The following is a 22,975-nucleotide window of genomic DNA, read 5'->3' on the forward strand; positions in this document are numbered from 1 at the left end:
GCAGGCAATACCGGACCCAGCCGGGCTTCTCATGCAACGGCCGGGTAGCAAACAACGCGGTGCGCTTCATATGCACACCGCCCGACGAGGGGGAAGGATCCTTCGTGACCGAAACCACTGACCTGACCGCAGGTGTGGAAACAATAGACTCTCCTGCACCGAAGAGTGCAGGCCTTGCCGGCCTGAAGCTGGCCCAACTGCAGGTGCTGGCCGGGCAGCTCGGCATCACCGGCGGCTCGCGGATGCGCAAGGGCGACCTGGTCGCCGCGATCTCCGACCACCAGCGTGGCTCCTCCGTGGCCGACCGCACGGCCAAGAAGGCCGAGCAGCCGGTGCGCACCGAAACTTCGGCGGCGAAGGAAGAGACCGCCGGCGCGGCAGGCGACGGCGCAACCGGCGGCACCGCCGGCGGCGACCTGACCAAGGCGGCGGAGCGGGTCAGCCGCACCCGCAACCGCAACCGCCGCGCCAGCAGCGACGGCACCATGGCTGCCGCCGACGGGGAAGCAACGGCCGCCACCACCGAGGCCCCGGCCGAAACCGCGCCGGCCCAGGCCCCCGCGGCGGACAACGCACCGGCCGAGGGCGAGGGACGCCAGGAGCGCCGCAGCCGCGGACGCAACCGCCGCTCCGACTCCGGCCAGCAGGACGCGGCCGAGACCAAGGCCGACGCGCCGCAGGAAGCTTCCGACGGCAAGCCGGCCGAGGCTCAGCAGGACGAGAAGAGGGACGGCCAGGACGGCTCCGGCCAGCAGCAGTCCGGCCGCGGCGACGGCCAGTCCGACCGCCGCAGCCGCAACCGCAACCGCAGCGACGCCGACCGCGACACCCGGGACAACCGCGACACCCGGGAGCGCGACACCCGCGATACCCGCCAGGACGACGGCGACGAGGGCGGCCGCGGCCGCAACCGCAACCGCCGCAACCGCCGCGACAACGACAGCAACAACACCCGCTACCGCGACCGCAACGAGCGTCGCCGCGGCCGCGACCGCGGTCCCGAAGTCGACGACACCGAGATCTCCGACGACGACGTGCTGCTGCCCGTTGCCGGCATCCTGGACGTGCTGGAGAACTACGCCTTCGTGCGCACCTCCGGCTACCTGCCCGGACCGAACGACGTCTACGTCTCGCTGGCCCAGGTCAAGAAGCACAACCTGCGCAAGGGCGACGCCGTCGTCGGCGCCATCCGCGCCCCGCGCGACGGCGATTCCGGCGGCCAGGGCAGCCGGCAGAAGTTCAACGCACTGGTCAAGCTCACCTCCGTCAACGGCAAGCCGGTGGAGGAGAACAAGGACCGCGTGGACTTCACCAAGCTGGTCCCGCTGTACCCGTCCGAGCGGCTGCGCCTGGAGACCGAGCCGAAGAAGATCGGCCCCCGCGTCATCGACCTGGTGGCTCCGATCGGCAAGGGCCAGCGCGGCCTGATCGTCTCCCCGCCGAAGGCCGGCAAGACGTTGATCCTGCAGTCCATCGCCAACGCGATCACCACCAACAATCCCGAGGTCCACCTCATGATGGTGCTGGTCGACGAGCGGCCCGAAGAGGTCACGGACATGCAGCGCACGGTCAAGGGCGAGGTCATCGCCTCGACCTTCGACCGTCCCGCCGACGACCACACCACCGTGGCCGAACTGGCCATCGAGCGCGCCAAGCGACTGGTGGAGATGGGCATGGACGTGGTCGTCCTGCTGGATTCGATGACCCGCCTGGGCCGCGCCTACAACCTGGCCGCCCCGGCCTCGGGCCGCATCCTCTCCGGCGGCGTGGACTCCTCGGCGCTGTACCCGCCGAAGCGTTTCTTCGGCGCCGCCCGGAACATTGAAAACGGCGGCTCCCTGACCATCCTCGCCACCGCGCTGGTGGAGACCGGGTCCAAGATGGACGAGGTCATCTTCGAGGAGTTCAAGGGCACCGGCAACATGGAACTGCGCCTGTCCCGCTCGCTGGCGGACAAGCGCATCTTCCCGGCCGTCGACGTCAACGCCTCGGGCACCCGCCGCGAGGAAAACCTGCTCTCGCCCGAAGAGGTCAAGATCATGTGGCGCCTGCGCCGCGTCCTCTCGGGTCTGGACACCCAGCAGGCGCTGGAACTGCTCACCGGCAAGATCCGGGAGACGCAGTCCAACGTCGAGTTCCTGATGCAGGTCCAGAAAACGACGCTCGGCTCGAAGGCCGAAAACGACAAGTAGCTGGGTTACCGCTCAGAATTTTCTCCGGCCCCGCCCCTTCGCGCGGAGGCTCTCGTCCTACGGACTCGAGCCTCCGCGCTACGGCAGGCCCGATGCCACTCCCGGGCCGGAGAAAGATTCTGAGCGGCTTGTCGTTTAAGGCGCTTACCTGCCGTCCCTTTCGTTGCTATTTAGACTTGTTGTGAGTCGAAAGAGGTTTGAAGATGTTTGAGTCCGTTCAGGGGCTTCTTGACGAGCACGCCGAGCTCCAGAAGGAATTGAGCGACCCTGCCGTCTATTCCGACCAGGCGCGCGCCCGGAAGCTGGGCCGGCGGTCGGCGGAGCTGAACGGCATCGTCGAGGCGCACAAGCGCTGGTCCCACCTGGCGGACGACCTCGAAGCGGCACGCGAGCTCGCCGACGAGGATCCCGAGCTGGCGGCCGAGGTGCCCGGACTTGAAGCCGAACTCGAAATCGCCCAGGAACGGCTCCGCCGCCTGCTGATCCCGCGCGATCCGGACGACGCGCGCAACGTGATCATCGAGGTCAAGGGCGGCGAAGGCGGTGACGAGGCGGCACTGTTCGCCGGCGACCTGCTCCGGATGTACATGCGCTACGCCGAATCCCGCGGCTGGAAAACCGAAATCATTTCCGCGACCGAGTCCGACCTGGGCGGTTACAAGGACGTCCAGATGGCCATCAAGGGCAACTCCAACGACCCGTCCGAAGGCGTCTGGGCCAGGCTCAAGTTCGAGGGCGGCGTGCACCGCGTCCAACGCGTTCCGGTGACCGAATCGCAGGGCCGCATCCACACCTCCGCCGCGGGCGTCCTGGTGCTTCCGGAAGTGGACGAGCCGGAAGAAGTGGACATCCATCAGAACGACCTGAAGATCGATGTTTACCGTTCCTCGGGTCCGGGCGGCCAGTCCGTGAACACCACCGACTCGGCGGTGCGCATCACCCACCTGCCCACCGGCATCGTGGTCGCGATGCAGAACGAGAAGTCCCAGCTGCAGAACCGCGAGGCCGGCATGCGCGTGCTCCGGGCGCGGCTGCTGGCCCACCAGCAGGAGCAGATCGACGCCGCGAACTCCGAGACGCGCAAGTCGCAGATCCGCACCATGGACCGGTCCGAGCGCATCCGCACCTACAACTTCCCGGAAAACCGGATTGCCGACCACCGCACCGGCTACAAGGCCTACAACCTGGACGCGGTGATGAACGGTGAACTGGAACCGGTGATCCAGTCCGCCATCCAGGCGGACGAGGAACACCGGCTGGCCGCCCTGGGCGAGGAAAACTAGCCAGCAGTGCCCGCCACAAACCTGGCCGACGCCCTGTCCGCCGCCGCCGCGCGGCTGGCCGAGGCCGGCGTCCCCTCGCCGCGGGTGGACGCCGAACTGCTCGCCGCCCACCTGCTGGGCGTTTCCCCGGGGCGGGTCCGCGCGCTGGCGCTCCTGGGAACGGAACCTCCGCCCGGGCTCGAGGACCTGGTGGCCGAGCGGGCCACCCGCATCCCGCTGCAGCACATCACCGGCCGCGCCTATTTCCGGCATCTCGAACTGCAGGTGGGACCGGGCGTGTTCGTCCCGCGCCCGGAAACCGAAACCGTCGCCCAGCACGCGATCGACCGCGCCCGCGCCCTGCCCGCGGCCAAAGTGGTGGACCTGGGCACCGGCTCAGGCGCGATCGCCGCCGCCGTGGCCAGCGAAGTTCCCACGGCCACCGTCTACGCGGTGGAACTGAGCGCCCTCGCCCACGCCTGGGCCGAACGGAACCTGGCGCCGCTGGGCGTCACCCTCCTGCGGGAGGACTTGCGCACGGCGCTGTCCGCGCACGACGGAACGTTCGACGTCGTCGTCTCCAATCCGCCGTACATCCCCGCCGAAGCGGTCCCGCGCGAGCCCGAAGTGGCCGAACACGACCCGCAGATGGCGCTCTACGGCGGGGGAGCGGACGGCATGGAACTGCCGGCGGCGACGGCGGCGACGGCCGCGCGGCTGCTGAAGCCGGGCGGCCATTTCATCATGGAGCACGCCGAAGTCCAGGCCGCTGCCGTGCACTCCCTCCTGCGCACGGCCGGATGCTGGGACGAGGTGGCCACCCGGTACGATCTGACCGGGCGCGAGCGGGCCACGTCGGCCCAACGGTTATGAGAATGGAACAATGAGTCTGTGAGCACTACGTATAACTGCGACGACGACGCCGCCCGCAGCGAGGGACTGGCGGCGGCCCAGGCCGCCATCGCCGACCGGCAGTGTGTTGTCCTGCCGACCGATACCGTCTACGGGATCGCCGCCGACGCGTTCTCGCCGCAGGCCGTGGCCACCCTGCTGGCCGCCAAGGGACGCGGGCGCAAAATGCCCCCGCCGGTGCTGGTGCCGCGGCCGCAGACCATGGACGGGCTGGCCACCGACGTGAGCGACGAGGCCCGGGCCCTCGCCGACACCTTCTGGCCCGGCGGGCTGACCCTGATTTTCCGCGCGCAGCCGTCGCTGACCTGGGACCTGGGCGAAACCAAGGGCACCGTCGCCCTGCGCATGCCCGACGACGAACTGGCGCTGGAGCTGCTGGCGGCCACCGGGCCGCTGGCCGTGTCCTCCGCGAACCGCACCGGGCAGCCGTCGGCGCAGACGGCCGCGCAGGCCAGGGAGCAGTTGGCCGAGTCCGTGGACGTCTACCTGGAAGACGGCTTCCGGCCCTTCGACGGCACGACGGCCGTGCCCTCCACCATCGTCGACTGCACCTCCGCCACACTGCGGGTGGTCCGCGAGGGCACGATCAGCCTGGAAACACTGCGCACCGTCGTGCCGGGCATCCTGGGCCTGGGGGAGACTGTAGAGGCATGAGCCACGATTCCGCTCTTCCCCGCGGCAAGACCGCCAGCAGCGACCGGGCCCTGTGGCTCTGGTCGCAGATCCTGTTGGACTCCCTGGCCTGGGTCCTGGCGATCGTGCTGGCCGTCTTCCTGCGCTACGAGATGACGCTGAGCCTGACCAAGATTCCCGGCATCATCCTGCTCTGTGCGGTGGCCATCGCGGCCCAAATGGCCGTCGGGTCTGCGTTCGCCCTCTATAAGGGCCGCTACAGTTTCGGCAGCTTCCACGAGGCCAAGCTGCTGGTCATGGTGACCATCTCGGTGTCGTTGATCCTGAGCGTGGGACTGCTGCTGTTCGGCATCTCGCTGGGCATCGCGCGCGGCACCGGCCTGATTGCCTTCCCGTTCGCCTGCCTGTTCATGGCCGCCGTCCGCTACCTGAAGCGGATGTATGTGGAAAGCAAGGCCAAGCCGGGGGACGAGGCCGAGCGGACGCTGATCTACGGCGCCGGTTTCGTCGGCAACAACATCGTGACCCGGATGAGCAACGACCCGGCCTCGCCCTGGCTGCCGGTGGGGCTGATCGACGACGATCCGGCCAAGAAGCACCTGCGCATCGCCTCCGTCCCGGTGCTGGGCCGGATGGAGGACCTGCCGGAGATCGCGCACCGCACCGGGGCGACCGTGCTGCTGGTGGCGATCGCGGACATCGACTCCGCGCGGATGCGGCAGATCTCCGACAGCATCGCGGGCCGGAACATGCGGGTGCTGGTGGTACCGCCGCTGAAGGAAATGCTCACCGGCCGCCAGGACTTCTCCTTCCGCGAGGTGGACATCGAGGACCTCATCGGGCGGCAGCCGGTGGATATCCACGTCGAAGAGATTGCCCACTACGTCACCGGCAAGCGCGTGCTGGTCACGGGCGCCGGCGGGTCCATCGGTTCCGAGCTGTGCCGCCAGATCCACGCGTTCCAGCCGGCCGAGCTGATCATGCTGGACCGCGACGAGACCGGGCTGCAGGGCACGCAGATTTCGATCACCGGCAAGGGCCTGCTCACGGGCAGGGATACCGTGCTGGCCGACATCCGCGACCCAGCCGCACTCGAGGACATCTTCCTTGACCGGAAGCCGGAAGTGGTGTTCCACGCCGCGGCGCTCAAGCACGTGTCGCTGCTGGAGCAGTATCCGGAGGAGGCCTGGAAGACCAATGTGCTCGGTTCGCTGAACGTGCTGCGCGCCGCCCGCGCCGCGCACGTGGCGACCTTCGTCAACATTTCCACCGACAAGGCCGCCAACCCAACCACCGTGCTGGGCCATTCCAAGCGCGTGGCGGAAAAGCTGACGGCCTGGGTGGCGCAGCAGACCGGGCAGAAGTACGTCTCCGTCCGGTTCGGCAACGTGCTGGGCAGCCGCGGTTCGGTGCTGCCGCTGTTCAGCGAGCAGATCCGCAAGGGCGGTCCGGTCACGGTCACCGACGCGGCGGCCACCCGGTTCTTTATGACGATTCCGGAAGCCTGCCAGCTGGTGATCCAGGCCGGCGCGATCGGCAGCGGCGGCGAAGTGCTGATCCTCGACATGGGCGAACCGGTGAAGATCCTGGACGTCGCCGAGCGGATGATCGCGATGTCGGGCAAGGACGTGGAAATTGTCTTCACCGGCCTGCGCCCCGGCGAAAAGCTGCACGAGGACCTGATCGGGGAGGGCGAAAGCGATTCCCGTCCGCTGCACCCCAAAATCTCGCACGCCTCCATCGAGGGCCTGGACCCGGACCGGATGAGCCTGGCCGAGTGGAAGAGCCGGCAGGACCTGATCTCGGCCTCGACCGGGGCGATGGACGTGGTCCCGGCCGCAGTGGCCGCCGCCGACGAACTCGACGACGTGGTCCCGGCGGCAGTGGTCGCCGACGACGAACTCGAGGCCGGGCTTAAGGACGGCGGGCGGGAGCGGGCATCGTGACCGCAGCCGTGGTGGCCGTTGCCGCGGCCCTCCTGCTCAGCCTGTTGCTGCCGTTCGCGTTGATCCCGATGCTTAAGCGGCTGGGCGTGCTCGACGTGCCGAACGAGCGGTCCTCGCACACCCGCGTCGTCGTCCGCGGCGTGGGCATCACGGTGGCGGCCGGGCTGCTGGCAGGGCTGCTGATTGCCGCGCTCGGCGGCGCCGTGGCGGCGCCGCAGCTGCTGCTCGCGGTCGCCGGGGTGGCCGCCGCCGCCGCGCTGCTGGGCTGGATCGAAGACTTCCGGGGACTGTCCATCCGCGGCCGGGCCGCGCTGCAGCTGGGCATCGGCGTCGGTGGCACGGCACTGGCCATCGGACTCACCGGCCAGACCTGGTGGTGGCTGCCGCTGGGCGCCCTGGCCCTGGCGGCCTACATCAACATCGCCAACTTCATGGACGGCATCAACGGGATTTCCGGGTTGCACGGCACGGCCGTCGGACTGATGTTCGCCGCTACCGGCGCCATCACCGGCCACGGCTGGCTGGTGGTCGGCGGGACCGTGGTGGCGGCCGCCTTTGTGGCGTTCCTGCCCTGGAACCTGGGCCGCGGGAACGTCTTCCTGGGCGACGTCGGCAGCTACCTGCTGGGGGCGGGCCTGGCCATGCTGGGCATCACCGCCTTTTTGGACGGCGTGCAGGCGGAGTACCTGCTGGGACCGGTGGCCATCTACCTGGCCGATACGCTCGCCACGCTGCTGCGGCGGATCAGCGCGGGGGAACGGTGGTACACGCCGCACCGGCAGCACGCCTACCAGCGGCTGACGGACGTGGGCTTCAGCCACGTGCAGTCGGCGCTGCTGGTCACCGGCTGTACGTTGCTGACCGGCTTCTGCGGCTACCTGGCGGCCGAATCGGGCCTCGCGGGCAAGGCGGCAGCCATCGCCGCGTGCGCCGCCGTCGTTGTTTTTTATCTGCGCGCGCCGGTGCTCTTCAGCCGCCGCACATCCAACGCCGCCAACCCTGCGGCGTAACGGCGGGCCCCGACTCGTCGGCAAGTTCTATCTCATGTAGAATAAACCCGGCCGTTCCGGCCCGCCCCGCACCGCGATCGAAAACGGACTACCAATGCGCGCTTCACGCCACGACGGCCACCCCGCCGCTGGCGCAGCTGTCGCTGCATCCGGTCCCACCCGGTCGCCGTGGCTGAAGATCCTGCGGTCCGCCCTGGTCGCCGGCGGCGCAACCGCCGGGCTGGTGATCGTGATGTCGACGGTGGCGGCGGGTGCGGCAGGTGCCCTGAGTGCCCTGCTCGGGGCGGCGCTGGTGGTGCTGTTCTTCGCCATCAGCCTGCTGGTGGGCCACTACGTGGGACGGTCCAATCCTTCCGGCGCCATCGGCGCCTTCATCGCCACCTACATCATCAAAGTGGTGGGCTTTGGGGCGGCTCTCTTCCTCATCGGCACCCCGATGTGGCTCGAGCGGACCTGGTTCTTTGTTGCGGCGGTGGCCACCGTGGTGGTCTGGCAGGCGGCCGAAGTGTTCGCCTTCTCGCGCACCCGCCATCAGCTGTACGCCGATCCCGAACCGGAGCCGGCGGACCGCCGGCAGCAAGCGGAAGGGGAGAATGGACATGGCGGCTAAGGGCACATCCGGCCCCGCCCGGAGCGGTTCCGGGGACGATTCCACCTACCAGGGCGGCAACACCGTCCTCACCTATATCCTTGGCGGGATCATCGCCTGGGGTTTGGTAGGCTGGGGTTTGGACTATCTGTTGGATACCCGCTGGCTGATTTTCGTCGGTGCCGTTCTGGGCGCTGGAGGCGGATATTATCTGGCCCGCAAACACAACCTCACGCGCGGCGCCCGGCGCCGCCATGAGGATGGCGCGGGGGACCACACCTAAATGTCAGAAAACTTTATATGGTGGCCTGCCTCGATGGCGACCCACCCTGAAACGCCCAAAGATGGACACTGCAGAGAGGAAACGCGTTGATCGCGCTTGCGCTTCCGGCGGCCGCTGATGAAGGTGGCTTCGTCCCACCGACCCTCGAAGATATGCATCTACCGGAGGTTCTCCCGTGGATGGCCCCGTACGGTGAGGGCTTCGGCAAGCAGATGCTGCTGGTCCTGCTGTCCGTCGCACTGATTTCCTGGTTCTTCGTGGCGGCCTCCCGCCGCCGCCAGCTTGTTCCCGGCAAGCTGCAGCACCTGGGCGAAATGAGCTACAACTTCGTCCGCAACTCGGTGGGCAAGGACATCATCGGTGAGCGCGATTTCAGGCCGTTCGTCCCGCTGCTGATGGCACTGTTCTTCTTCATCCTGGTGAACAACCTCTTCGGCTCCATTCCGCTGCTGCAGCTGCCGACCCCGTCGCACGTGGGCACGGCCTACGCCCTGGCCGGCGTCGTCTACATCACGTGGATCGTCCTGGGCATCAAGAAGCACGGCATCGGCTACTTCAAGCTCGCCGTCGTTCCGTCCGGCGTGCCGAAGGCGATCCTCCCGCTGGTCGTCCTCATCGAGATCATCTCCACCTTCCTGGTCCGCCCGGTCACGCACAGCCTGCGTCTCTTCGCCACCATGCTGGCCGGCCACCTGATCATCATGCTGGCTGCCGCCGGATCCGAATTCCTGATCATGGATGCCGACTTCTGGTTCAAGCCGCTGGGCATCCTGACGCTGGCCGGCGGCGTGGGCATGTACTTCTTCGAAATCCTGATCCAGGTCCTGCAGGCTTACGTGTTCGTCCTGCTGACCGCGATCTACATCCAAGGCTCCCTGGCCGAGGAACACTAAATTTCCCCGCTGGGGAAGAACCTGAACCAACAACCTGCCCATTGGGGCATCTTGAAAGGAAAATAATGGAAGGCAATATCAACCTCGTCGGTTACGGTCTCTCCGCTATCGGCGGTGCCATCGGTGTGGGCCTCGTGTTCGCTGCTTACATCAACGGCGTTGCCCGCCAGCCGGAGGCACAGCGCGTGCTGCAGCCGATCGCATTCCTGGGTCTCGCGCTGACTGAAGCTTTGGCCATTCTTGGTCTGGTGTTCGCGTTCGTCCTCTAACAGGGCAACGCGGACCATCCACACCGAGTAGATAGGACGGGTGAGATATGAATCAGGCAATGATCCTCGCCGCCGCGGAGGGTGCAAACCCTCTGATCCCTAACGTCTGGGAAATCGTCGTCACGCTGATCGGCTTCGCGATTCTCATGTACATCGTCGCCAAGTTCGTCGTTCCGGCGTTCGAGAAGACGTATGCGGAGCGCACCGAAGCCATTGAGGGCGGGATCGCCAAGGCGGAGGCCGCCCAGGCCGAAGCCAGCGCTGCGTTGGACGAGTACAAGCAGCAGCTGATGGACGCCCGCGCGGAAGCCAACCGCATCCGCGAGGACGCCCGCGCCGAAGGCGCCCAGATCCTGGCGGAGCTGAAGGAAAAGGCCCAGGCAGAGGCTGCACGCATCAGCGAGCAGGCCCAGGTCCAGATTGATGCAGAGCGTCAGGCGGCCGTGACATCGCTGCGCAGCGAAGTCGGCACCCTGGCCACCGAACTGGCCGGCAGGATTGTCGGCGAGTCGCTGAACGACGACGCACGCGCTGCCCGCGTCGTGGACCGCTTCCTCGCCGACCTTGAGTCTCAGAGTGCAGGTGCTGCTAAATAATGGCCGGTGTATCGAGCGAGTCACTGAAAGCGGCACAGCAGGAACTGGAGGCTAAGCTTCCCACCGCTTCGCTGTCCCTGGCAGAGGAACTCTTTGGGATCCTGGGCCTGCTGGACAGCAATGCCGGTCTGCGCCGTGCCCTGACCGATCCGGCGCGCGACAGCAGCGAGAAGGCCGACATGTTCGGCCGCCTCCTCGAGGGGAAGGTCTCGGCGGATGCCCGGGCCATCGCAACCTCGTTGGCTGCCGCGCGTTGGGCCTCCGCGCGCGACATCGGGGACGCCTTGGAGACCTTGGCGGCCACGACGGCTGTCGCAGTCGCAGAGGGCCAGGGTGTTGACGGACTCGAAGGTCTGGAGAGGGACCTGTTCGCGTTCAACCGCATTGTCGGGTCGGACCACGGCCTGCAGCGTGCCCTGCTGGAACCCCAGGCTTCGGACGAAGCCAAATCGGCGCTGGCACTGAAGCTGGTGCCGGCCGCGGGTCCCGTGGCACAGCTGCTGATCCGGCAGGCGGTAACCGCCCCGCGCGGCATCAAGCCCACGGCTCTGGTAGAGCGGTTCATCCAGTTGGTGGCCAAGCGCCAGCAGCGTTGGATCGCGGAGGTCAGCGTTACCCGTCCGCTGACCAGCGAACAGATGAGCCGCCTGCAGACCGGGCTCAACCGGTTGTACGGCCGGGAGCTGCGGATCCACTTCAACGTGGATCCACGGCTGGTTGGCGGCGTGCGGGTCATGGTCGGGGATGAGGTCGTGGATGCGTCCGTGATCTCCCGCCTGGCCGAGCTCCGCCGGAGTCTCGCGGTTTAGCCTCCTCACGGAGACTGGGCCGGAAGCCTCACACAGACTGAAAAACACACCGGTCGTCGCGCACCACGCGATGATCATAAACACAGGAGAGCAGGGACTGCAGATGGCCGAATTGACCATCAACGCCGACGACGTCCGCAATGCGCTGAACGAGTTCGCGGCGTCCTATGAACCCGGAAGCGCCGAGCGGGTCGAAGTCGGCCACGTGACCACCGCCAGCGATGGCATCGCCCGTGTCGAGGGTCTTCCCTCGGCCATGGCGAACGAACTGCTGCGTTTCGAGAACGGCGTCCTGGGCCTGGCCCAGAACCTCGACACCCGCGAAATTGGCGTGGTGATCCTCGGTGAATTCACCGGCATCGAAGAAGGCATGGAAGTTCACCGCACCGGTGAGATCCTGTCCGTACCGGTCGGCGACGCCTTCCTCGGCCGTGTCGTGGACCCGCTGGGCCTTCCCATCGACGACAAGGGCCCGATCGAATCGCACGAGCGCCGCGCACTGGAGCTGCAGGCTCCGGGCGTTACCCAGCGCAAGTCCGTGCACGAGCCGCTGCAGACCGGCATGAAGGCCATCGACGCGATGATCCCGATCGGCCGCGGACAGCGCCAGCTGATCATCGGCGACCGCCAGACCGGCAAGACCGCCATCGCCGTCGACGCCATCTTGAACCAGAAGGCCAACTGGGAGTCCGGCGACGTCAACCGGCAGGTCCGCTGCATCTACGTGGCGATCGGCCAGAAAGCATCGACCATCGCCGCCGTCCGCCAGACCCTGGAGGACAAGGGTGCGCTGGAGTACACCACCATCGTGGCGTCCCCGGCCTCCGATCCCGCCGGCTTCAAGTACCTGGCGCCCTACGCCGGTTCGGCCATCGGCCAGCACTGGATGTACTCCGGCAAGCACGTCCTGATCATCTTTGATGATCTCTCCAAGCAGGCCGAAGCATACCGCGCCGTGTCGCTGCTGCTGCGCCGCCCGCCGGGACGCGAAGCCTACCCGGGCGACGTGTTCTACCTTCACTCCCGCTTGCTGGAGCGTTGTGCCAAGCTCTCCGACGAGCTGGGCGCGGGTTCGATGACCGGCCTTCCGATCATCGAGACCAAGGCGAACGACGTCTCGGCCTACATCCCGACCAACGTCATCTCCATCACCGACGGCCAGATCTTCCTGCAGTCCGACCTGTTCAACGCCAACCAGCGTCCCGCCGTGGACGTCGGCGTGTCCGTCTCCCGCGTGGGCGGTGCGGCACAGGTCAAGGCCATGAAGAAGGTTTCCGGCACGCTGAAGCTGGACCTGGCCCAGTACCGCGACATGCAGGCGTTCGCCATGTTCGCCTCGGACCTCGATGCGGCGTCGCGCCAGCAGCTGACCCGCGGTGCGCGCCTCATGGAACTGCTGAAGCAGGGCCAGTACACGCCGTACCCGGTGGAAAACCAGGTTGTGTCCATCTGGGCCGGCACCAACGGCTACCTGGACGATGTTCCGGTCGAGGACGTCACCCGGTTCGAGACCGAGTTCCTCTCGCACCTGCGGCACCGCAGCTCGGTGCTGACGACGATCGCCCAGACGAATCTGCTCGAGGATTCGACCGTGGACGAGTTGAAGTCGCAGATCGTGGACTTCAAGCAGGGCTTCTTCGGGGAGGGCGACAGCCGCTTGGTCGGCGCCGGCCACGAAGAGTACGACCCCCTGGCCGAAGACGAAGTCGCCCAGGAACAGATCGTCAAGCAGAAGCGCTAATTCATCTTCGTTGGCCGGGCGGAACCACTTGAGGGTTCCGTCCGGCCGCCGAGGACGAGGAAAGGAAGAGTATGGGAGCCCAGATTCGGGTCTACCGCCAGAAGATCGCATCGACTTCGTCGCTGCGGAAGATCTTCAAGGCGATGGAGCTGATCGCCGCCTCACGCATTGGCAAGGCCCGCAGCCGCGTCGCGGCCTCGTTGCCGTACGCCAATGCGATCACCCGTGCCGTTTCTGCCGTGGCCTCGCAGTCCGAGATCGACCATCCGCTGACCACCGAGCCGGAGCAGATCCGCAGGGCCGCCGTGCTCGTGCTGACCTCCGACCGCGGTCTAGCGGGATCGTACTCCGCGTCCGTGCTGAAGCAGGCCCAGGCCCTGACCGAGCTGCTTCATGGAGAAGGCAAGGAAGTCCGCCACTACCTGGTCGGCCGCAAGGCGCAGGCCTACTTCGACTTCCGGAACATTCAGTACCAGCAGGTCTGGACGGGCGGAACGGACGCTCCTGAGTTCGCGACCGCCCGCGAGATCGGCGAGGCACTGCTCTCCGACTTCAACACGCCGTATGAGGACGGTGGCGTAGACGAGCTCCACATTGTCTACACCCGCTTCAAGTCCATGGTTACCCAGGAGCCCGCGGTCATCCGACTGCTGCCGCTGGAAGTCGTGGAAGAAGAGGCCACCGCAGAGACCGATCTGCTGCCGCTGTACGAGTACGAGCCGGAGCCCGAGCAGGTTTTGGATGCACTGCTGCCGCGCTACATCGAGTCGCGCATCTTCGCAGCCCTGCTCCAGGCCGCCGCCAGCGAGCTGGCGGCACGCCAGCGCGCGATGAAGTCGGCCAGCGACAACGCCACGGACCTGATCGAGAAGTACACCCGTCTGCGCAACAACGCGCGCCAGGCAGAGATTACGCAGGAACTCACCGAGATTGTCGGTGGCGCGGACGCCCTGGCGGCGTCCTGATAAGTCCCTGCAGCAACAGCACACATAACCACGCCATCGAAACTGAGAAGTGAGAAAGATGACTGCCCAAACCATCGAGCACGGAACCGGTTCCGTCGCTACGGGCGCTACCGGCCGTATCGCCCGTGTCATCGGCCCGGTTGTCGACGTCGAATTCCCGGCGGACGCAATCCCCGCAATGTACAACGCCCTCACCGCTGAGGTGACCCTCAACGGCGAGACCCGCACCATTACCTTCGAGACCGCGCAGCACCTGGGCGACAACCTGGTCCGCGCGATCTCGCTGCAGGCCACCGACGGCCTGGTCCGCGGCACTACGGTCCAGGACCTTGGCTCCCCGATCACCGTGCCCGTGGGCGACGGCGTCAAGGGCCACATCTTCAACGTCCTGGGCGAGCCGCTGGACGTCGAAGCATCCCAGCTGGAAATCACCGAGCGCTGGCCGATCCACCGCAAGGCACCGAACTTCGCCGAGCTGGAAGGCTCCACCGAGATGCTGGAGACCGGCATCAAGGTGATCGACCTGCTGACCCCGTACATCAAGGGCGGCAAGATCGGCCTCTTCGGCGGCGCCGGCGTGGGCAAGACCGTGCTGATCCAGGAAATGATCACCCGTGTGGCCCGCAACTTCGGCGGTACTTCGGTGTTCGCCGGCGTTGGCGAGCGTACCCGCGAGGGCAACGACCTCTGGGTCGAAATGGAAGAAGCCGGCGTGCTCAAGGACACCGCCCTGGTGTTCGGCCAGATGGACGAGCCGCCGGGAACGCGTCTGCGCGTGGCCCTGTCCGCCCTGACCATGGCGGAGTACTTCCGCGATGTGCAGAAGCAGGACGTGCTGCTGTTCATCGACAACATCTTCCGCTTCACGCAGGCCGGTTCCGAGGTCTCCACGCTGCTGGGCCGCATGCCCTCGGCCGTGGGCTACCAGCCGAACCTGGCCGACGAGATGGGCGTGCTGCAGGAACGCATCACCTCCACCAAGGGCCACTCGATCACCTCCATGCAGGCGATCTACGTCCCCGCGGATGACTACACCGACCCGGCTCCGGCGACCACCTTCGCCCACCTGGACGCGACCACGGAACTGTCCCGTGAAATCGCCTCGCGTGGCCTGTACCCGGCCGTGGATCCGCTGACCTCGACGTCGCGCATCCTGGATCCGCAGTACATCGGGCAGGACCACTACAACACCGCGGTCCGCGTGAAGCAGATCCTGCAGAAGAACAAGGAACTGCAGGACATCATTGCCATCCTCGGCATTGACGAACTGGGCGAAGAAGACAAGATCGTCGTCGCCCGCGCCCGCCGCATCCAGCAGTTCCTGTCGCAGAACACCTACACCGCCAAGCAGTTCACCGGCGTCGAGGGTTCCACGGTCTCCATCAAGGACACCGTGGAGGGCTTCCGGGCCATCTGCGACGGCGAGCTCGACCACATCGCCGAGCAGGCCTTCTTCAACGTTGGCGGCCTGGACGACGTGGAGCGCCAGTGGGCCAAGATCCAGGAACAGACCGGGAAGTAAGGCCTGTGGCTAATATTTCTGCTGAACTGGAAGTTGAGATTGTTGCCGCGGACCACTTCGTGTGGTCCGGCCCGGCAACAATGGTCAGGGCGCGGACCAGCGACGGCGAGATCGGGATCCTGCCCGGGCACAGCCCGGTGCTGGCGGTCCTGGCCGCCGGCGAGCTGGCCATCGAGCCGGTCTCCGGTGAGCGCATCAACGTGAATGTCGACGGCGGGTTCTTCTCGGTCGACAGCAACCGGGTCGTCATCGTCGCAGACAATGCGACGGTTGGCGACGAGGCTACGGCGGGAACCCGCTAGCCGCCGGTGAACGGTCTCGACGTCACGTTCGCCATACTGGCCGCAGTCTTCCTGCTGCTGGTGTTGGCACTGGTCGCCTTCGGGGTGCGCCGCTACCAGCTGCGGCGCGCCCTCGGCACCTTCGACGCCTCCATCGCCATGCTGCCCGGCAGCTGGCAGATGGGGGTTTGTCGTTATACGGACACGCACCTGGAATGGCTGCGCCTGCTGTCGTTGAGTCCCAAGCCGCGCTACCGGTTCCGGCGCAGTTCGCTGGAACTGCAGGGTTGGCGGCAGCCGACCGAAACCGAGCGCGCCAAGATCCAGCCCGGTGCGATCGTCGTGATGCTCACGCACGAAAAACAGGATCTGTCGATGGCGATGACCTTCGACGTTTACGCAGGTCTCTCGTCCTGGCTGGAAGCGGGGCCGGTGATCGGCATCGGCACCTGGCGTTGAGACTAATCTGCGGCGCGGCTCCCCGGAGCCGCGCCGTCCGCCTTTTAACCAGCACAGCCCTTCATAACCGGCACAGTCCCGCCCCAACCGTAGGATGGTTTTCATGGAGAACGTGATCGTGGTGCACGGCCCCAGCTCTCTCAACGGGCGGGTGGAGGTTCCCGGCGCCAAGAACAGCGTCCTGAAGCTGATGGCCGCGGTGCTGTTGGCCCAGGGCCGTTCCACGATCACGAATGTGCCGGACATCCAGGACGTCTGGATCATGTCGGAACTGCTGCGCCGGCTCGGCTGCGCGGTGGACTACGACGTCGACGCCGCCAGCGTCCACATCGACGTCCCGGCCGCGCCGGCGCACCAGGCAGACTACGACCTGGTCCGCGCCATGCGCGCCTCCATTTCCGTGCTCGGCCCGCTCGTGGCACGCTGCCGGCAGGCGGAAGTGGCACTGCCCGGGGGAGACGCCATCGGCAGCCGCGGCCTGGACATGCACCGGGCCGGGCTGGAACAGATGGGCGCCCACATCAGCATCGACCACGGCTACCTCGTGGCCAAGGCGCCGCAGGGGCTGCACGGGACCCACCACCGCCTGCCGTATCCGTCGGTCGGCGCCACCGAAAACCTGATGATGGCCGCGACCCTGGCCCGGGGAGTGACGGTGATCGACAACGCGGCGCGGGAACCGGAGATCACCGACATCGCGGACCTGCTGGTTTCGATGGGCGCCCGGATCGAAGGGATCGGCTCGCCCACGCTGGTCATCACCGGTGTGGAGAGCCTGCAGCCCGTGCGCCACAGCACCGTGCCGGACCGGATCGTTGCCGGGACGTGGGCTTTCGCCGCTGCCGTCACCGGGGGAACCGTGGACGTGGCCAGGTCCAATCCTGGCCACCTGGCCGTGGTCCTGGACAAGCTGGAACAGGCCGGCTGCCGGATTACCAGCAGGGACGACGGCTTCACGGTGGAAGGACCGGAGCGCCCGCGGCCGATCAACGTCTCCACGCTGCCGTACCCCGGATTTCCCACGGACCTGCAGCCGTTCGTCGTCGCGCTGAATGCCGTGGCCGACGGGCACGGCATGGTGACGGAAAACGTGTTCGAGGCGCGCTGGGGTTTCACCTCCGAATTGGCCCGGCTGGGAGCGGTGGTGCGGCTGGACGGGCACCACGCGCTGATCAAGGGGGTGCCGCAGCTCTCCGGCGCCCCGGTCGAGGCCAACGACATCCGAGCCGGCGCCGCGCTCGTGATCGCGGGGCTCGTGGCCGACGGCACCACCGAGGTCCACGGCGTGGAGCACATTGACCGGGGATACGAGCGGTTCGACGAGCGCCTGCGCGCATTGGGCGGAGACGTGGTCCGGCTGGGGCCGCCGAAGCTGCCCGCCTGACGCCGTAAGATCCGACGCCGGAAAACACAGAACCCCTCCGAAGGCATCGGAGGGGTTCTGTGTGCGGTGCGGTGCCGTGGACGGCCCGCCCTGCCAAGCCGAAGCTAGATGACAGTGACGCCGGTGGCCTGGGGGCCCTTGGCGCCCTGGCCGATCTCGAAGCTCACGCGCTGGTTTTCGTCGAGGGTCTTGAACCCGCCCGACTGGATTTCAGAGTAGTGAACGAAGACGTCGCCGTCGGCCTCATCCGGTGTGATGAAGCCGAAGCCCTTTTCCGCGTTAAACCACTTAACGGTCCCCTGTGCCATTTACATCTCCTCATCGTGGAACAAAAACAAGCCGGCACACCTCGTACCAACCCGGTTACTCCGTGGAAGATCCAAACGACACGGCCTGCGGGCCGGACGCCGTGGAGCTTCACACTCGCAACACGTCTTGCGAGCATGAAAACCACACCTACACAAAGACTGAGTTAAGCATCACACAAGCCCCATGGGCGGTCAACGGTACAAAGGACAATTCAATCTTTTATTAAGCAAGGGTTCGACGCGGGGTTAAGTACCGGCCCGCGGGCGCCGAACCCGGCACCGGCGGCGGGAAAGCGGGCGCTGTTGCACCCCGCCCGGGGCGTCAGAACAGGCGGGAGTCGGCGTCGTCCACGCCGCGCATCTCGTCATAATCAAGGGTCAGGCATTCGATGCCCCGGTCGGCGGCAAGCACGCGCGCCTGCGGCTTAATCTGCTGGGCAGCGAAAATGCCCTTGACCGGAGCCAGCAGGGGATCGCGGTTGAGCAGCTCTAGATAGCGGGTCAGCTGTTCCACGCCGTCGATGTCGCCGCGCCGCTTGAGCTCCACGGCCACGGTCCCGCCGTCGGCGTTGCGGGCCAGGATGTCCACCGGCCCGATCGCCGTCATGTATTCGCGCCGCACCAGCGTGTGGCCGGGGCCGAGGCGGTGGATCTGTTCGGCCAGCAGGCGCTGCAGGTCGGCCTCGACGCCGTCCTTGACCAGCCCCGGGTCCACGCCGAGGTCGTGGCTGTATTCGTGCAGGTGCTCGTGGATGCTGATCACCAGGCGGTCGTCGCTCTTGGCATGCTGGACGTGCCAGACTTCGCGGACGCCCGACGAGGCGTCGTCGGCCTCCGGCTCCGCCACCCGGAGATTCGCCGGCGGGCTCATCCAGTTGAGCGGCTTGTAGGAACCGCCGTCGGAATGGATCAGGACGGAGCCGTCCGCCTTCACCATCAGCAGGCGCGTGGCCAGCGGCAGGTGGGCGCGGAGGCGGCCGATGTAGTCAACGGAGCAACGGGCAATGACAAGACGCACAGTAGGCCACTTTACCGGTGCCCGCTGCGTGGTCGGTCCGGTGCCGCGGCGGGCGGGCTCGTTCGGTCCGGGCCGCGCCGGTGGGGCAGAATGGTGGCATGCCCCGTTCCAACCGCCCGCGCCGCCGCTCAGGGGCCGGCAGCAGCAAGTGGACGCGGGCCAACGAGCTGGACCTGGACCGCGCCCGCGCCGGCATCCCGGAGCGCCAGAACGCGCCCGACGGCGAATGGAACGTGCGGCGCATCACCCCGTCAAACGCCGCCAAGGAGTACACCTGCCCGGGCTGCAACCGGACGATCGGCCCGGGGATCGAACACCTGGTCGCCTGGCAGGCCGACTCGCTGTTCGGCGGCGAGACGGCGCTGGCCGAGCGGCGGCACTGGCATCCGCGCTGCTGGCAGACCCGCAGTTTCCGCTACCGCTGAGCCGGCCTCAGTTCCGGTCCTGCCGGACGATGAAGACGTCCTTCAGCAGCAGCATCACCGACGCCGCGGCCGGAATGGCCATCAGGGCGCCCAGCACGCCCATCAGCGAACCGCCGGCAATCACGGCGATCACGGCCACGGCGCCGGGGACGGCCACCGCGCGCTGCATGATGCGCGGCGAGACGAAGTAGGCCTCGATCTGCAGGTAGGCAAAGTAGATGACGGCGAACAGCAGCGCCGGCTGCCAGCCCACGGTCAGGGCAACCAGCGAGACGAACCCGCCGGCGATCACGGCCCCGATCAGCGGGATGAAGGCCAGCAGGCCGACGACAAAGGTCAGCAGGGCCGTGAACGGCACCTGCGCGATGGTCATGGCGATAAAGGCCACGGCCGCGTTGATCAGGGCCACGCAGGCCTGGCCGATCACGTAGCTGCCCACGCTGCCGGTGATCTCCTCGGACAGGCGCTGCACCTGCCGCCGCTTGGACCGCGGAGCGAGCCGGTAGGCCCACACCTTCAGCGCCGGGAGCGACGCCAGGAAGTACAGCGTAAGCACCAGCACGATCAGCGCCCCGAACGCACCCTGGAGCACGGCGCTGCCGACGCCGAGGACGCCGCCGAAGATGCCCGTGACGTTCTCGGAACTGGCAAAAAACCGCTCCAGTTCGATGTCGATGCGCTCCCGGACCTGGAACTGCGCATCGATCGTCTGGAAGAAGGCCGAGTTCAGGATGTCCTCGACATAGCGCGGAGCGTTGGCCACGATCTGCGTGGTCTGGTTGACGATGGTCGGGATCAGCGTGGAGATGAACGCCGCGATCAGCCCGGCCAGGATCAGCACCACAATGATTACGCCGGCCGGACGCGGCAGCCCCTTGCTTTCCAGCCAGCGGACGATCGGATCGAGCCCCAGGGCAATGAAGAGCGCCGCCGCGATCCACGCCAGCAGTTCACCGACGTTGGTCAGCACAAAGTAGAGCAGCAGCGCGAAACCGACGCCGACCGTGGCCATGAATCCGAAGTGGATCGGGTGCCGGGCGGGGGAGAAGTCGGTGCCTGCGGCGCCGTCGCGGGCGGCGGCGGGGGAATCGTCCTCGGGCGGCATCTGGAAGCGGACGCGCGGCCGGGCGCGGGGCATCGACGCGCCGAGGCGCCCGAGGGCGCCGAGCACGGCATGCCGGCGCGCCGCCATGACCGGCGCAGAGGCCGGGGAGCCGGCCGGCGCGGCGGGATTCGGGACCGGTGCCGCGAGGTCGGCCGGTTGGCCCTCGGCCGGCGACCCGTTGCCGGCGGCGGGCGTGGGGGCATCCCGGGGTTCGCTCACGCAGCATCCTCTCTTCATCCTGCAGCCGCTGAAGCAGCGGGCGGGTGCACTTGTCACGCGCTAAGCAACAACGGCGCAGGATAGGGGCAATTCTGAGCGAAAGACTACCAGTCCGGTATGGTGTGGCAGCGGATGCCGACGGCAAAAAGGGCAAAAGGCCGTCCGCGGCGGACCACACGGTTCGGCCGCGCACGGACGGCCGAGAGGGTTCGTTACCATAGGGTTATAAAGCATGACCGATGGCGGGCACCCCGGCCGGCCCTGGAGGCTTGGGCGTCCCTCCGGCCCTTCCTTCCTGCAGCGATCGACGATTGGTATTTTTGTGCGTTTTAAGATTTCAGTGGCCCTGATGGTGATCGGCCTGCTGGCCATCGCGCTGGGCATCGCCCAGCGGACCGTGTGGGCACCGCCCGAGCGCGCCTCGGCCACCTACACGGCAGCCGATGCGACCGCACCCGTGACCGTCATCGAACCGGAAGTCTTCGGTGTCCACGAAGAAGAAGTGGACGTTTCGGTGGAGGCCGACGGCGAGTTCCTGCTGGCCGTCGGCCGCGCGGGCGACGTCGAAGCCTGGGTCGGAGAGGCGGCGCACACCTCCCTGACCGGCATCGAGGACGGGCAGCTGCAGGGAACCGTGACCGAGGGCGAGGCCAAGGTGCCGAACCCGGCGGGTTCCGACCTGTGGGTGAGCCAGCAGCAGGCCGAGGGCAGCCTCGAGCACCGGTGGCTGGCCCCGGCCGACGGCGAGTGGTCCATCCTGCTGGCCGCGGACGGTACCGAGCCGGCACCGACGTCGGTGACCGTCACCTGGCCGAACGACACCTCGGTGCCGTGGTCGCTGGCCCTGATGATCATCGGCGCCCTGCTGCTGGTGCTCGGGGTGGCGATGGCCGTGGTGTCCCGCCGTCCGAACCGGCCCGTCCCCGGCGGCGACTCCGACCCCCGGGGCGGCAGCGGCCGACCGCAGGCAGGCGGCCCGGAAACGACCCCGCTGGCTCAGTCCGGCGGCAGCGTTCCGGCCGGCCGTCCCGGCCAGTCCGTGCCCGGGGGCGCGGGCCTGGAAAAGCCCGAACAGGGCGACCGGTCAGCGGGCCGCCGTTCCCTGATGGAACGCCCGAAGCTGGGCCTGCGCGCCGCCGCTGCGGCGGGCGCGGCCATGGTCCTGGCCTCCGGCGCCGTGCTTCCCGCCCACGCAGCCTCTCCGGCCGCCCCGTCCCAGGACGCCGGGGAAGCCGCCGGCTACCCGGTGGTGCTGGAGGGCCAACTGACCCGGATCATGGACTCGGTGGCCAAGGCGGTCTCGGACGCGGACTCGGCGCGGGATTCCGGCAAGCTGAAGCCGCGGGTCGCCGGGGCCGCCCTGACGGTCCGCGAGGCCAACTACAAGGTGCGGGCTGAAAACGGCGAGGCCGCGGCTCCCGTCCCGGTGGCTGCCGGGCCCATCCTGACCTCGATGGTCAGCACGAGTGCCGACTGGCCGCGGACGGTCGTGACGGTCACGGAGGGCGAGGACAATCCGGTGCCGCAGGTGATCGTGCTGGTGCAGCAGGATCCGCGCTCGAACTACCGGATGGTGGGCGCGCTCCAGATGCTGCCGGGCACCACCTTCCCGCAGGTCTCCACCGAGAGCGCCGGGACGCCGGCCGTGGCGCCGGACGCCGGGGAAGGCCTGCTGCACTCGCCGCAGGCGGCGGTGAAAATGGTCGCGGAGAACCTCGACGACGGCAAGCACAAGGACGCGATCGGCAAGAACACCTTCTCCGAGCAGATCCGGGCGTTCCAAAAAGACCAGGTGGAATCCAACGAAAACGCGGACATCTCCTTCAGCCGCAGCGTTGACGACGGCTCGCTGCGGGCGCTGCGCACCGCCGACGGCGGCGCCGTGGTGTTCGGCCACATGGAGTCGGTGATGAGCAGCGTGCCGGCCGAAGCCGGCGCCACCGTGGAACTCTCGCCCGAGTTCGCGGCGCTGGCCGGGGAAGACTCCACCACGGAAGGCGTGGACGTGACCTACGGCGAGTCCGTCTTCCTGTACGTGCCGCCGGTCGGTTCCGACGACCGGCTCACCTTGGTGGGCGTTGCTCAGGGCCTGGTGGACGCCGAACTGAAGTAGCCCCGGGCCGACCGGGCCGCGCCGCCGGCCCGGTCGGGCAA

General features: G+C 67.6%; 22 protein-coding genes and 1 pseudogene. 20 read left to right on the forward strand and 3 right to left on the reverse strand.

All coding sequences use genetic code 11. From position 1 onward, the window contains the following. Nucleotides 1–104: 104 nt before the first annotated feature. The 18 genes and pseudogenes from rho to murA all read left to right on the forward strand — a co-directional run bounded on the left by rho (nucleotide 105) and on the right by murA (nucleotide 17,746). Nucleotides 105–2,192: a transcription termination factor Rho gene (gene rho, locus AC5RUP_RS15370; RefSeq protein ID WP_494158722.1), complete on the forward strand. Its 2,088-nt coding sequence runs from the start codon at nucleotides 105–107 to the stop codon at nucleotides 2,190–2,192. Between the two features lie 203 nt (nucleotides 2,193–2,395). Further along, nucleotides 2,396–3,475, forward strand: a complete 1,080-nt coding sequence (prfA, locus tag AC5RUP_RS15375; protein ID WP_494067187.1) for a peptide chain release factor 1 — start codon at nucleotides 2,396–2,398, stop codon at nucleotides 3,473–3,475. 6 nt (nucleotides 3,476–3,481) lie between these two features. Further along, nucleotides 3,482–4,327, forward strand: a complete 846-nt coding sequence (prmC, locus tag AC5RUP_RS15380; RefSeq protein WP_494158723.1) for a peptide chain release factor N(5)-glutamine methyltransferase — start codon at nucleotides 3,482–3,484, stop codon at nucleotides 4,325–4,327. Between the two features lie 18 nt (nucleotides 4,328–4,345). Beyond that, nucleotides 4,346–5,005: pseudogene (locus AC5RUP_RS15385) on the forward strand (L-threonylcarbamoyladenylate synthase); the annotation flags it as partial. 11 nt (nucleotides 5,006–5,016) lie between these two features. Next, on the forward strand, nucleotides 5,017–6,945 hold the full coding sequence (locus AC5RUP_RS15390) for a polysaccharide biosynthesis protein (protein WP_494154818.1): 1,929 nt from the start codon (nucleotides 5,017–5,019) through the stop codon (nucleotides 6,943–6,945). Further along, on the forward strand, nucleotides 6,942–7,955 hold the full coding sequence (locus AC5RUP_RS15395; protein ID WP_494158724.1) for an MraY family glycosyltransferase: 1,014 nt from the start codon (nucleotides 6,942–6,944) through the stop codon (nucleotides 7,953–7,955). Before AC5RUP_RS15390 ends, AC5RUP_RS15395 begins: the two co-directional genes overlap by 4 nt. Before the next feature lie 94 nt (nucleotides 7,956–8,049). Further along, nucleotides 8,050–8,565, forward strand: coding sequence for a Cg1360 family ATP-synthase-associated protein (locus AC5RUP_RS15400; protein ID WP_494153812.1), 516 nt, complete (start codon nucleotides 8,050–8,052; stop codon nucleotides 8,563–8,565). Continuing rightward, the gene (locus AC5RUP_RS15405) at nucleotides 8,549–8,827 is read left to right on the forward strand and encodes a hypothetical protein (RefSeq protein WP_494153811.1); all 279 of its coding nucleotides are present in this window, start codon (nucleotides 8,549–8,551) and stop codon (nucleotides 8,825–8,827) included. The genes AC5RUP_RS15400 and AC5RUP_RS15405 overlap by 17 nt, the downstream gene beginning before the upstream one ends. A gap of 86 nt (nucleotides 8,828–8,913) precedes the next feature. Beyond that, entirely contained in the window at nucleotides 8,914–9,720 is an 807-nt protein-coding gene (gene atpB, locus AC5RUP_RS15410; RefSeq protein WP_493979717.1) for a F0F1 ATP synthase subunit A, read from the forward strand. Between the two features lie 65 nt (nucleotides 9,721–9,785). Continuing rightward, a complete protein-coding gene (gene atpE / locus AC5RUP_RS15415; protein ID WP_074701684.1) occupies nucleotides 9,786–9,989 on the forward strand; it encodes an ATP synthase F0 subunit C in 204 nt (67 codons plus the stop codon). Nucleotides 9,990–10,036: 47 nt separating this feature from the next. Then, nucleotides 10,037–10,585, forward strand: a complete 549-nt coding sequence (locus AC5RUP_RS15420) for a F0F1 ATP synthase subunit B (protein ID WP_494012425.1) — start codon at nucleotides 10,037–10,039, stop codon at nucleotides 10,583–10,585. Further along, on the forward strand, nucleotides 10,585–11,394 hold the full coding sequence (locus AC5RUP_RS15425; RefSeq protein ID WP_494092186.1) for a F0F1 ATP synthase subunit delta: 810 nt from the start codon (nucleotides 10,585–10,587) through the stop codon (nucleotides 11,392–11,394). Before AC5RUP_RS15420 ends, AC5RUP_RS15425 begins: the two co-directional genes overlap by 1 nt. A gap of 103 nt (nucleotides 11,395–11,497) precedes the next feature. Next, complete coding sequence (atpA, locus tag AC5RUP_RS15430; RefSeq protein ID WP_494000121.1) at nucleotides 11,498–13,135, forward strand: F0F1 ATP synthase subunit alpha; 1,638 nt, start codon at nucleotides 11,498–11,500, stop codon at nucleotides 13,133–13,135. Nucleotides 13,136–13,206: 71 nt separating this feature from the next. After that, nucleotides 13,207–14,100 (forward strand): F0F1 ATP synthase subunit gamma, encoded by an 894-nt coding sequence (locus AC5RUP_RS15435; protein ID WP_494131807.1) that lies wholly within the window; start codon nucleotides 13,207–13,209, stop codon nucleotides 14,098–14,100. Nucleotides 14,101–14,158: 58 nt separating this feature from the next. Beyond that, a complete protein-coding gene (atpD, locus tag AC5RUP_RS15440) occupies nucleotides 14,159–15,622 on the forward strand; it encodes a F0F1 ATP synthase subunit beta (RefSeq protein ID WP_494153810.1) in 1,464 nt (487 codons plus the stop codon). Between the two features lie 5 nt (nucleotides 15,623–15,627). After that, on the forward strand, nucleotides 15,628–15,924 hold the full coding sequence (locus tag AC5RUP_RS15445; protein ID WP_493979723.1) for a F0F1 ATP synthase subunit epsilon: 297 nt from the start codon (nucleotides 15,628–15,630) through the stop codon (nucleotides 15,922–15,924). Between the two features lie 6 nt (nucleotides 15,925–15,930). Beyond that, nucleotides 15,931–16,362 (forward strand): DUF2550 domain-containing protein, encoded by a 432-nt coding sequence (locus AC5RUP_RS15450; protein ID WP_493989254.1) that lies wholly within the window; start codon nucleotides 15,931–15,933, stop codon nucleotides 16,360–16,362. 103 nt (nucleotides 16,363–16,465) lie between these two features. Then, nucleotides 16,466–17,746 carry a UDP-N-acetylglucosamine 1-carboxyvinyltransferase gene (murA, locus tag AC5RUP_RS15455; RefSeq protein WP_494148850.1) on the forward strand — a complete coding sequence of 427 codons (1,281 nt, stop codon included), beginning with the start codon at nucleotides 16,466–16,468 and terminating at the stop codon, nucleotides 17,744–17,746. Between the two features lie 104 nt (nucleotides 17,747–17,850). On the opposite strand, the gene AC5RUP_RS15460 is transcribed toward murA, so the two are convergent. Next, a complete protein-coding gene (locus tag AC5RUP_RS15460) occupies nucleotides 17,851–18,054 on the reverse strand; it encodes a cold-shock protein (RefSeq protein ID WP_136787594.1) in 204 nt (67 codons plus the stop codon). Nucleotides 18,055–18,376: 322 nt separating this feature from the next. Beyond that, a complete protein-coding gene (gene nucS, locus AC5RUP_RS15465; RefSeq protein WP_494000115.1) occupies nucleotides 18,377–19,072 on the reverse strand; it encodes an endonuclease NucS in 696 nt (231 codons plus the stop codon). A gap of 98 nt (nucleotides 19,073–19,170) precedes the next feature. On the opposite strand from nucS, the gene AC5RUP_RS15470 reads away from it, so the two are divergent. Next, nucleotides 19,171–19,497 carry an Rv1322 family protein gene (locus AC5RUP_RS15470; protein WP_494000114.1) on the forward strand — a complete coding sequence of 109 codons (327 nt, stop codon included), beginning with the start codon at nucleotides 19,171–19,173 and terminating at the stop codon, nucleotides 19,495–19,497. A gap of 7 nt (nucleotides 19,498–19,504) precedes the next feature. On the opposite strand, the gene AC5RUP_RS15475 is transcribed toward AC5RUP_RS15470, so the two are convergent. Beyond that, on the reverse strand, nucleotides 19,505–20,821 hold the full coding sequence (locus tag AC5RUP_RS15475) for an AI-2E family transporter (protein ID WP_494131802.1): 1,317 nt from the start codon (nucleotides 20,819–20,821) through the stop codon (nucleotides 19,505–19,507). 349 nt (nucleotides 20,822–21,170) lie between these two features. Here AC5RUP_RS15475 and AC5RUP_RS15480 point away from each other — a divergent pair, with 349 nt between their 5' ends. Continuing rightward, complete coding sequence (locus AC5RUP_RS15480) at nucleotides 21,171–22,934, forward strand: DUF8094 domain-containing protein (protein ID WP_494158730.1); 1,764 nt, start codon at nucleotides 21,171–21,173, stop codon at nucleotides 22,932–22,934. Nucleotides 22,935–22,975 lie beyond the last annotated feature (41 nt).

The sequence above is a fragment of the Arthrobacter sp. Y3223151 genome, from assembly GCF_059091125.1.